The 11,850-nt window shown below is 25.6% G+C and carries 7 protein-coding genes; 5 read left to right on the top strand and 2 right to left on the bottom strand.

Features of this window, described 5'->3' with window-relative positions:
* Nucleotides 1–69: 69 nt before the first annotated feature.
* A complete protein-coding gene (gene addB, locus EGD97_RS06860) occupies nt 70–3,543 on the top strand; it encodes a helicase-exonuclease AddAB subunit AddB (RefSeq protein ID WP_127836861.1) in 3,474 nt (1,157 codons plus the stop codon).
* Entirely contained in the window at nt 3,544–7,347 is a 3,804-nt protein-coding gene (gene addA, locus EGD97_RS06855) for a helicase-exonuclease AddAB subunit AddA (protein ID WP_127836860.1), read from the top strand.
* 58 nt (nt 7,348–7,405) lie between these two features.
* Here addA and EGD97_RS06850 read toward each other — a convergent pair whose 3' ends face one another.
* Complete coding sequence (locus tag EGD97_RS06850; protein WP_078683053.1) at nt 7,406–7,960, bottom strand: rubrerythrin family protein; 555 nt, start codon at nt 7,958–7,960, stop codon at nt 7,406–7,408.
* A 431-nt stretch (nt 7,961–8,391) separates the two neighbouring features.
* On the opposite strand from EGD97_RS06850, the gene EGD97_RS06845 reads away from it, so the two are divergent.
* Both EGD97_RS06845 and EGD97_RS06840 read left to right on the top strand, forming a co-directional pair.
* Entirely contained in the window at nt 8,392–9,354 is a 963-nt protein-coding gene (locus EGD97_RS06845; protein WP_127836859.1) for a 3'-5' exoribonuclease YhaM family protein, read from the top strand.
* 76 nt (nt 9,355–9,430) lie between these two features.
* The gene (locus tag EGD97_RS06840) at nt 9,431–10,177 is read left to right on the top strand and encodes a polysaccharide deacetylase family protein (protein WP_127836858.1); all 747 of its coding nucleotides are present in this window, start codon (nt 9,431–9,433) and stop codon (nt 10,175–10,177) included.
* Nucleotides 10,178–10,221: 44 nt separating this feature from the next.
* Here the strand turns inward: EGD97_RS06840 and EGD97_RS06835 are convergent, their stop codons facing one another.
* Nucleotides 10,222–11,313: a GntR family transcriptional regulator gene (locus tag EGD97_RS06835; RefSeq protein ID WP_127836857.1), complete on the bottom strand. Its 1,092-nt coding sequence runs from the start codon at nt 11,311–11,313 to the stop codon at nt 10,222–10,224.
* A 440-nt stretch (nt 11,314–11,753) separates the two neighbouring features.
* Between EGD97_RS06835 and EGD97_RS06830 the strand changes: the two genes are divergently transcribed.
* The coding region (locus tag EGD97_RS06830; protein WP_323052679.1) for a transaldolase family protein at nt 11,754–11,850 on the top strand (97 nt) is incomplete at its 3' end.

The following is an 11,850-nucleotide window of genomic DNA, read 5'->3' as shown; positions in this document are numbered from 1 at the left end:
TATTAGATAAGGTATTTTTATTTTTACATAAATTATAATTTTTATGAAAATAAATTGAGGAGTGGTTTTATGAGCTTAAGATTTATATTTGGAAGAGCAGGAAGCGGTAAAAGTAGATTTTGTCTTGAAAATATAAAAAAAAGTGTTTTAGATAATAAAGACGATAAAAAGATAATTTATCTTGTTCCAGAGCAATTTACTTTTCAAGCAGATAAAAATTTAGTTTATACATTAGGGGAAAAGGGGATACATAAAGTTCAAGTTTTAAGTTTTACAAGAATGGCTCAAGTAGTGTTAGGAGAAGTTGGAGGAATAACAAGGCTTCACATGAAATCGTCAGGAAGAAATATGCTTATATATAAAATTTTAGATGAAGTTAAAGATAAATTAAAAGTATTTTCAAGAGCTTCGAAGCAGCAAGGATTTGTAGATATAATGTCAGATATTATAAGTGAATTTAAAAGATATAATATAAATCCAGAAGAATTAGATATAGTATTAACACAATTAAATGATAATGAAGTTTTAAAAGATAAAATTCAAGATATATCACTTATTTTCCAAAAATTTGAGGAATATCTTCATAAAAATTACATAGATACAGAAGATGAACTTATGCTTCTTGTAGAAAAACTGAAAGAAACTTCTATATATGATGGAGCTGAAATATGGATAGATGAATTTTCTACATTTACTCCTCTTCAGTATAATGTAATTGAGCAGCTGTTTTTAAAATGTAAAAGGGTAAATATTACTCTTACAACAGATTGTCTTATAAATGGAGGTAATGCAGATAATACAGATAATACAGATGTATTTATGCCTATTAAAAATACAGAAAATAAGCTTGTTAATATTGCAGCTAAAAATAATATTCCTTATGAAAAACCAATATGTTTAGACGGAGAAACTCCTTTTAGATTTAAGGAAAGTAAAGAAATAGCTCATTTGGAAAAATACTTTTTTAAATTTCCATATAACATTTATAGTGAAAATACTAAAGATGTAAGCATATTCAGAGGGCTTAATATGTATAGTGAAATAAGAAATACAGCATCTAATATTATAAGGCTTGTAAGAGATGAAAATTTAAGATTTAAAGATATAGCTGTTGTAACAAGAGATTTAGGAAATTATGAAAAGCTTGTTGAAGCTATTTTCACTGAATATAATATTCCTTATTTTATAGATAAAAGAAGGGATATAAATAGTAATCCTCTTATAATACTTTTAAATTCTGTTATGGAGATATTTACAAAAAACTGGTCGTATGAATCAGTATTTAGATATTTAAAAACTGGACTTATAGATATAGAAAGAGAAGAAATAGATATTATTGAAAACTATGTATTATCAAATGGAATTAGAGGAAAGAAATGGCTTGAAGATGAATGGAATTATTCTTTTGAATATAACTTTAATAATATAGAAAAAGAAGAAGAGAGTTTTCAAAGGATAAATGATATAAAAAATAAAATAGCAAATCCTCTTATAAAACTTCAAAATAAGGTTAAAGGTAAAAACAAAGTAAAGGAAATATGTACAAATATTTATGAATTTTTAGTTGAAATAAGGGCAGGAGAAAAGATAGAAAATTTTGTTCTTAAATTTGAAAGAGAAAAACAATTAGATTTAGCAAATGAATACAGTCAGGTTTGGAATGTTGTTATGGATCTTTTAAGCCAATTAGTTGAAGTTTTAGGTGAAGAAGAAGTAAAACTTGAAGAATTTATAAAAATAATGAGGATAGGTATAAATGAGTATGATGTTGGTGTAATTCCTGCTTCTTTAGATGAAGTTTTAGTAGGAGATATTGAACGTGTTAAAAGTCATGAAGTATCGGCTATATTTATTATTGGTGTTAACGATGGAATATTCCCTAGAATTTCAGATAAGGAAGGAATTTTGAATGATAAAGATAGAGAAAATTTAAAAAATCTTGGTATAGAGATAGCAGGAGATACTAAATCACAAGCTTTTGAAGAGCAGTTTTTAATATATAGAGCATTAACTATAGGAGGAAAGTATTTAAGAATAAGCTATCCTATTGCAGATTTTGAAGGGAAAAGCATGAGACCCTCTATAATAATATCCAGAATGAAAAAAATATTTCCAAAGATTAAAGAAGAAAGCGATATAATAAAAGGAAACAGTGATGAAGAAACTTTAAGAGAAATTGTTGGAGAAAGTTCAACTTTTAATGAGCTTATTGCTGCAATAAAAGAAGAAATTGAAGGGAAAGAAATAAATCCTATATGGTGGGATGCATATAGATGGTATTTAAAAGATGAAAAATGGAGAGAGAGATGTAAAAGAGCTTTTAGCGGTCTAAGTTATAAAAATCAAGTTTCAAAAGTTGATTCAAATAAAATTAAAAAACTTTATGGATATCCGCTTAAATTAAGTGTTTCAAGGCTTGAACGTTATGCCCAGTGCCCTTTTGCTTATTATATTCAATATGGACTTAAAGCACAAGAAAGAAAGATATATGATTTTTCTATGCCTGATTTAGGTACATTTTTGCATGAAGTATTAGATGAATTTGCAAATGTTTTAGATAAAGAGGCTGTAACTTTTAGAGATGTAGATGAAAAATTTACACAAGAGGCTATAACTCAAATTGTAGAAGAAAAAATTAATGGTAAAACAGGATATATATTAAATAGCTCTCCAAGATACAAATATATATCAAATAAGCTTAAAAGAGTGCTTGTAAAGTCAGTAAATATAATAAGTGAACATGTTAAAAGAAGTAAATTTAATCCTGTAGGACATGAAGTATCTTTTGAAAGTAAAGGAGATTATCCTCCAATAGATATTATTCTTCCATCTGGAGATAAAATTGAACTTATAGGCAGGATAGACAGGGTGGATGAACTTGAAACTGAAAATGGTATTTATATAAGGATAATTGATTATAAATCAGGTAATAAGGCTTTTAAATTAAGTGATGTTTACTATGGACTTCAGTTGCAGCTTTTAATTTATCTTGATGCTATTATTTCTAATAAAGAAAAGTATATAGAAAAAGGAGTTATTCCTGGAGGTATATTTTATTTTAAGATAGATGATCCAATAGTTAAGGTAGATGGAAACAGCAATGAAGATGAAATAAAAAAAGCTATTTTAAGAGAGCTTAAGATGAAAGGTATTTTACTTAAAGATATAGAAATAATTAAAGCAATGGATTTAACTATTACTGAAACTAAGGAAGGATATTCATTAATAATCCCTGCAAGAGTTACTCAAAAGAGCGGAGTTGTAGATAGCCAAACTTCAAGTGCTACATTAGAAGAATTTGAAATTCTTAGAAAATATGCAAGGAAAATGGTTATAAATATTTGTGAAGATATGTTAAATGGGAATATAAGTATTAAACCTTATAAACAAAATAAAAATACGCCTTGCGAATATTGTGAATTTAAAAGTATATGCCAATTTGATGCTAGTATAAAAGAAAATAAATATAAGTATTTAAATGAAAAGAAGAATGAAGAAATTTGGACTCTTATGAAACAAGAAATTGAGAAGGAGGATATATAAATGAGCGATACTAATTGGACTAAAGAGCAAAAGGAAGCTATAGAAACAAGAAATTGTAATCTTCTTGTAGCTGCAGCTGCAGGTTCAGGTAAAACAGCAGTTTTAGTTGAAAGAATTATTAGAATTATAAGCAATGAAGAAAATCCCGTTGATATAGATAGACTTTTAGTAGTTACTTTTACAAATGCTGCTGCAGCTGAAATGAGAGAAAGAATAGGAGATGCAATTTCTAAAGCTTTAGATAAAAATCCTGAATCTAAAATTCTTCAAAGACAGCTTACTCTTTTAAATAAGTCTAAAATAACAACTATACATTCTTTTTGTTTAGATATTATAAGAAATAATTTTCATCACATAGATTTAGATCCTGATTTTAGAATTGCAGATAGTACGGAAGAAATACTTTTAAAATCAGAAACTATAGATGAATTTTTTGAAGAAAAGTATAAAGAAGCAGAAGAAAATACTGAAAGTAATTTTTTAAGACTTGTTGAAGCTTATGGTGGAGGGAGAAGTGATGCTAAACTTAAAGATATAGTTATTAATTTATATAAATTTGTAATGAGTGGACCTTGGCCTGAAAAATGGATTAAAGAGGCTTATGAAGCTTTTAATGTAAATGAGGATTTTGATTTTAAAGAAACTAAATGGGGAAAAGTTATTATAGAAACTGTAAAGCTTGAACTTCTTGAAATTAAAGCTTTAATAAATAAGGCAATAGATATGATTAAAAATTCTTCTGGATTAGAGTTATATTTAGATACATTTAATGATGATATGAATATTATTGATAATTTAATACTTTCTTTAAATTCAAAATGGGAAGTTATTAAATATGAATTTGAAAACTGTAAATTTTCTAAATTAAAAACATTAAAGAAAAATGATATTTATGATGAAGATTTAAAGAAAAAATTATTAGATATAAGGAATAAAAAAGTAAAGGAAAAAATAAAACAAATAAATAATGATTTTTTTAACTTTAGTAATGAAGAAATAAAAGAAGAATTGATTTTTATGTATCCTCTTATGAAAGAACTTGGGAATTTAGTTTTAGATTTTAATAAGCTTTATACAGAAAAGAAAAGAGAAAGAGGTATTTTAGATTTTAATGATTTAGAACATTTAGCATTAAGTATATTAACGGCTAAAGATGAAAATGATGAAATTGTGCCTTCTGAAATAGCATTAGAGTTTAGAAAGCATTTTGATGAAATTTTAGTAGATGAATATCAAGACAGTAATTTAGTTCAAGAAGTTATAATAAATATGGTTTCAAGAAAATTTGAAGATAATCCTAATGTGTTTATGGTTGGAGATATAAAGCAAAGTATTTATAGGTTTAGACAGGCAGTACCAGAACTTTTTTTAGAGAAATATGAAAATTATTCTAAAGAAGAGGGCAGTAAAAACAGGGTTATAACTCTTTATAAAAATTTTAGAAGCAGAAGCGAAATTATAAATGGAGTAAATTATATTTTTAAATCTCTAATGTCTAAAAATATAGGAGAGCTTGAATATACAGATAAAGAGGCACTGAATTTAGGAGCAGATTATAAAATTATACAAGATTATGACAGTATAACAGGAGGACCTATTGAGATTCATATTATAGAGAAAAAAGATAAAAAAGAAGAAGTATCAGAAGATATAAAAGAAGTATCAGAAATGTTAGATGAGGAAGATGAAGAAGAAAGTTTAGATAATATTCAAATTGAAGCCAGAGTTGCTGCCAGAAGAATTAAAGAATTGATTATGATAAAAAATGGGAAAAATTTTAAAGTCTTTGATAAAAGCTTAAATGATTATAGAAATCTTCAATATAGAGATATAGTTGTACTTCTTCGTGCTACAAAAGATTATGCAGCAATATTTGTAGAAGAATTTGAAAAAGAAGGAATACCTGTATATGCAGATACAGGTAATGGATATTTTGAAACTATAGAAATAAGAACTATGATGTCTTTACTTCAAATTATAGATAATCCTCTTCAAGATATTCCTCTTATTGCAGTTTTAAGAAGTCCTATATTTTCTTTTACTCCAGAAGAACTTATAGACATAAGGCTTGTAGATAATAAAGTACCATTTTATATAGCTCTTAAAAAGTTTGCTGAAGGTAGTAAAAATGAAAGTAATGAAAATACCTTAAAAAAAGTTAAAAACTTTTTGGAAAATTTAGAAAATTATAGAGATAAAGCACAATTTATGCCTATAGATGAACTTATTTGGTATCTATTTACATCTTCTGGATATTATGGATATGTTGGGGCTATGCCTGGTGGAGTTCAAAGACAAGCAAATTTGAGAATACTTTTTGAAAGAGCAAGACAATTTGAAAAAACAAGTTATAGAGGATTATTTAATTTTGTAAATTTTATAAATAAATTAAAAAATAGTAGTGGAGATATGGGTAGTGCAAAGATACTTGGTGAAAATGAAAATGTAGTAAGAATTATGAGCATACATAAGAGTAAAGGATTGGAATTTCCAGTAGTTATACTTTCATCCAGCGGGAAAAATTTTAATATGATGGATTTAAATAATAAAATTCTTTATCATCAAAAATTAGGAATTGGACCAGAGTATATAAATCCTGAAAAAAGAATACAGCATTCTACTATAATTAAAATGGCACTTAAAAATAAAATAAAACTTGAAACTCTTTCTGAAGAAATAAGGATTTTATATGTTGCATTTACAAGAGCAAAGGAAAAACTTATTATAACCGGTATGCTAAATGATATAGAAGCTTCTTTAAGTAAATGGTGTGATAGTTTAGAAAAAAATAATGAAAATGTCCCAGAGTATGCTGCATTTAATGCAAAGAGTTATTTAGAATGGATTGTACTTGCAATACTTAAGCATAAAGATGGTGAAATATTAAGAAATATTGCTAAAGTAGAAGATTTTAAAATAGGGAAAATTTCTTCTAACAATTCAAGATGGGAAATTAAACTTTGGGATAAAAAAGAGGTTGTTAACAATATTTTAGAAGAAAGTGTGGATAAAAACGAAGGTGAAGAAATAAATTGTGGATATCTAGAAGAAATAAAAGATAAAAAACCTGAAAGTAAGTTTAAGAAGGAAGTAGAGAGAAGATTAAGTTTTTCATATAAATATACAGAAGCTTCTAAAATACCTGCAAAGCTTTCAGTTACAGAGCTGAAAAGACTTATAAATAATCCTGAAAAAGATGATTATACAACGCCTATGTTTGTAGAAAAAATATCTAAAAAACCAGCTTTTTTAGAGGAAAGGAAAGGCTTATCAGCTGCAGAGAGAGGAACAGTTTTACATTTTGTAATGCAGCATATTGATTTAAAAAATGTAGGTAGTTTTAATGAAATAGATAAACAAGTAAAATCTATGGTCTTAAGAGAGCTTCTTACAGAGGAACAGGCAAAAACTATAAATATAGATAAAATTTTAAACTTTTTTAAATCACCTATTGGCAAAAGAATGCTTAAAGTAAATAATTTAGAGAAAGATATAGAAAGAGAAGTTGCATTTCATATAAGAGTAAAAAGTACAGAGATAAATAATAACCTTTCAAAAGAAATTTATGAAAAAGAAGAAACTCTTCTTATGGGAGTTATAGATTGTTTTTTTAAAGAAGAAGATGGTATAGTTCTTTTAGATTATAAAACAGATTATATAACGAAAGAAAATATGGAAGAAATTAAAAAAAGATATGAAAGACAGATTTATTATTATGCAAAGGCAATAGAAAGTATAATAGGAGAAAAGCCTAAAGAAAAATATATATATTTATTTAGTAATGGAGAAATAATAAAGTATTAAAATTTAATATATTTAAATTTAAGGCAGGCTTTAAACTAAAAGCCTGCCTTAAAAATTTTTAAAATGATTTAAATAATTCTTTTTTAGCTCCACAAACTGGGCATTTTTCTACATTATCTCCAATTTCAGTAAAACCACAAACTGGGCATATGTATATAGTTTCATTTCCTATATCTTTTCCTTCTTTAGCTGAATTTTGTGCATTTTTAAACATTTCAGCATGAATTTTTTCAGCTTCTAAAGCAAAGTGAAAAGAACGCTGAGCATCTTTTTCTTCTTGAAATTTTGCAGTTTCTAAATAAACTGGATACATTTGCTCTACTTCATGTAATTCACCATTAATTGCACCTTGAAGATTTTCTATAATGTTTGTATTTCCAAATACTCCACCTGCTGCAACAGTGTTATCTCCTACCTGTTCTTTTAATACATTAAAGTGATTTTTGGCGTGACACCACTCTGCATATGCAATAGCCTTAAAAAGTCTTCCTATATTTGGATAACCATCTTTTTGAGCATTTTCTCCCCAAATAAGATATCGCATATGAGCCATACTTTCTCCACCATATGCTGAACGTAAAAAATCTGCAGTCATAGCATTTTTTAGCGACATTTAACACACTCCTTTAAAATATTATACATATATATTATTGTTTAATAAAAAAATTTAATTCATTGCTAAATATAATTAATTTATAATAAACTATAAATTATATTATTATTTTACAAAAGTTTTTTATTAAATATTGATTACTATATGTAGAGATAAATATATTTAAAGACAATATAAATTGTATAGTGAAAGCTATTTTATATTGTGTGTTAATCAATATATATTGTCTAAAGATTTAATATTATAACAACATACAAATGATTATAATATACTTTTAAATTGTACTTATATTAAAAATTACTTATAATTATAAGTATATTTTGATTATAAAAGATTAAATTTATATATTAATATAGATAGTAAGATAATATATGAAAAGTTATTTATTAACATATAATTTTAGTAAACTTGTATAAGAGAGGAGAATTTCATTGGAATTAAAAAAAATTAATGAGTTTCAAGTTAATGAAAGGATAGATGGATTTTTTATTGTAAAGTCTGTAGAATTAAAAACTTCTTCAAATGGTAAAAAATATATGGATTTTACTTTAGGAGATAAAACTGGTGAAATAAATGCAAAGCTTTGGGAATATTCAGACGGAGACGAAAAAAGATATATTCAAAATATGCTTATAAAGGTAAGAGGATTAGTAAACCTTTGGCAAAATTCATTACAGCTTAAAATAGAAAGATTAAGAGAAGCAGTAGAAGAAGATAAAGTTAATATAGAGGATTTTGTAGAGACTGCACCATTAGAAGCTGATTTTATGTACAGTGAAATTACTAAATATATTTCATGTATAAAAAATAAAGATATAAAAAATATTGTTAAATTTATTATAGAAAAAAATAAAGAAAAATTAATGCATTATCCTGCTGCTATGAAAAATCACCATTCTATAAAATCAGGACTTTTATATCATATACTTACAATGCTTAAAGCTGGAGAAAAGCTTTGTGAAATATATACATATTTAAATAAAGATTTATTATACGGAGGCATTATACTTCATGATATGGCAAAAATTGAAGAAATGAATGCTAATAATCTTGGGATAGTTAGCGAATATACAGTAGAAGGACAGCTTTTAGGGCATATAATTCAAGGTGTTAAAAATTTGGAAATAGCAGCTGAAAATGTAGGAGCAGATAAGGAAGTAACTATAATGTTACAACATATGATACTCTCTCATCATTATGAGCCAGAATACGGAAGCCCGGTAAAGCCAATGTTTCCAGAAGCAGAGCTATTACATCATTTAGATATAATAGACGCAAGAATGTATGATATGAATAGAGTCCTTGGAGAAACTAATATAGGAAGTTTTTCAGAAAAAATATTTTCATTAGAAAATAGAAAATTATATAAAGGGAATATAACATGTCAAGAATAAGGACAAAAAAATTAAATTATCTATTTTAGGTTATACTAAAATAGATAATTTAATTTTTAGTCTGGAGGATTAAGACATGAGAGAAAAAAATAAAAAGTTCTTATTATATATTTTTTCATTTGTTTATTTAATATTAATTCTTTGCATGATAACTTCAAAAATAGTTTTAGCAAAAGATACAAAAGATAGTAAGGAAGAATACAAAAAAGAAAAAGTTATTTATTTAACTTTTGATGATGGACCAAGTTATATAGTAAGTGATAAAATATTAGATATTTTAAAAGAAAGTAATGTTAAAGCAACTTTTTTTGTAGTTGGAAGTAAAATAAAGGGAAGAGAAAATATTTTAAAAAGAATGTATGATGAAGGACATTCTATAGGACTTCACAGTTTTTCTCATAAATATAATCAAATTTATTCAAGTTATGATAATTTTATAAAAGAAATGGATGATACTGCAGAAGAAGTAAATAGAGTACTTGGCTTTAGACCTAATATTATTAGATTTCCAGGAGGAAGCAAACCATTTTTAAATTCTGAACTTTTAGATAGGCTTCACAAAAAAAACTATAAAATATATGATTGGAATGCAAGTCTTTCTGATGGATTAAATTATAATACTCCAGTTAATAAATTAATTATGGAATCACACAATGTAGTGGGTAAGTCTTACTCAAGAATATTTTTACTTCTTCACTGTGATCAAGTTAATAAAAATACAGCTATAGCTCTTCCTGAAATTATAAATTATTATAAAAATTCAGGATATAAATTTAAGGCTATAACAAATGAAACTTCAGAATATTATTTTAGATTTAAGTAAAAGTAGTTATTTTATATAAAAAGCAGACTAATTTAATCTGCTTTTTATATATTAGATGTTAATTCTTTGGTACTTTTTCTTATAATTAATTTAGGTTTCATTTTTATATTATAATAATCTTGATTTTTTTTAATCATATTTATTATTGCTTTTGCAGCTTCTTTTCCAAGAGCTTCTTTAGGGTGAGCAACTGTTGTAAGTTTAATTTCAGAAGCTACTGCAAGCTGAGAATCATCAAAACTTACTATAGATATGTCTTCAGGAACATTTAAATTTTTTTCTCTTATAATATCCATAAATTTAATTGTAGTTTGATCATTGTAGAAAACTATTGCAGTACAATTAGATAATATTTTTTCAAAGTAAGTATATTTAGATTTAAAATTATCATCTATATCAGAAGTTTCAAACCAAAGAATTCTAGAATCAGAAATTTTTATTGAGTTTTCATAAAGAGCCTTTTGAAATCCAGCAAATCTCATATGCCCTTGAATATCATCAATTTTAAAAATTCCTCCAATATTTTTATGACCTAATTCTATAAGATGTTTTGCTGCTAAAAATCCAGCTTCAGTATCATCTTCAACAATATAAGAACAATTTAGTTCTTTATAGCACCCATGAATAAATAAAATAGGTATATTTAAGTTTATAAAATTTTTATACATATCAATATTAGGATTTGGCAGAGCACTTTTAGTAGGTTCCACGATTATTGCAGATACATTTTGATTCAATAAATTTTCAAGGCAGAGTCTTTCTTTTTCATGCTGATTATATGTGCAGCTTAAATGAATATTATAGCCGTTTTCAGAAAGTACAGTATCTATGCCTCTTATAATAGAAGGGAATATATAGTCGCTTAAATAAGTAGTAATAACAGCTACAACTTTAGATTTACTTGCTGTTTTATTATGTTTTTCGTCAACAAAAGTACCTTTACCTTGAATTTTATATAGCCATCCTTCATTAACAAGTTCTCCTAAAGCTTGCCTTACAGTATGTCTGCTCATTTCAAATTTTTCTGCTAATTCATTTTCAGAATATATTTTGTCTCCTACCTTTAATTCATTTGAATTAATTGCTGATATTATATAGTCTTTAAGTTGTTGATATTTTGGTTTTTTTACTGACATATATATTACACCTGCTTATTTTTTAATATATTTAATTATTATATTACAAAAAGTCTTTTTATTAAATATTGACCACTATATATAATAGAAATTTAGAAACAATATAAAATAGTGGGAATTAATTTACAGCTTATTGTAGGTTAATCATTAAATAACTTGTAGAAAATTATTATAACATTTACAGATTATACGTACAAGTAGTATTGTAAAAATTTTATATTTGATATAATTATATTTACTTTTTATATATAATATTTTAAATTCTATATATGAAAATACTTTAATTCTAGTATATATTTTAAAATAGTATTAAAAACTTTCAAAATATATTGAATTATATGGATAAATGGCTTAAAATACAAGTGTAGTACAAATTACATGTACGTACAATTGTTATCGATTAACCTTATATGTTGGAAATTAAAGGAGGAATTTTTACAATGAAATTATTTATTGATACTGCTAATGTTAAGGAAATTAGAGAAGCTAATGAAATGGGTGTCATTTGTGGAGTAACTACAAATCCATCATTAATTG

Source organism: Clostridium prolinivorans (assembly GCF_004011155.1).
In the GTDB taxonomy this organism is placed as follows: Bacteria; Bacillota; Clostridia; order Clostridiales; family Clostridiaceae; genus Clostridium_AT; species Clostridium_AT prolinivorans.
The sequence above is the reverse complement of the archived record's forward strand: the minus strand, read 5'-3'. Positions and strand labels throughout refer to the sequence as shown.

Coding starts and splice junctions, on each gene's coding strand:
- addB (WP_127836861.1), top strand. CDS start 70: ATGAGCTTAAGATTTATATTTGGAAGAGCAGGAAGCGGTAAAAGTAGA.
- addA (WP_127836860.1), top strand. CDS start 3,544: ATGAGCGATACTAATTGGACTAAAGAGCAAAAGGAAGCTATAGAAACA.
- EGD97_RS06850 (WP_078683053.1), bottom strand. CDS start 7,960: ATGTCGCTAAAAAATGCTATGACTGCAGATTTTTTACGTTCAGCATAT.
- EGD97_RS06840 (WP_127836858.1), top strand. CDS start 9,431: ATGAGAGAAAAAAATAAAAAGTTCTTATTATATATTTTTTCATTTGTT.
- EGD97_RS06835 (WP_127836857.1), bottom strand. CDS start 11,313: ATGTCAGTAAAAAAACCAAAATATCAACAACTTAAAGACTATATAATA.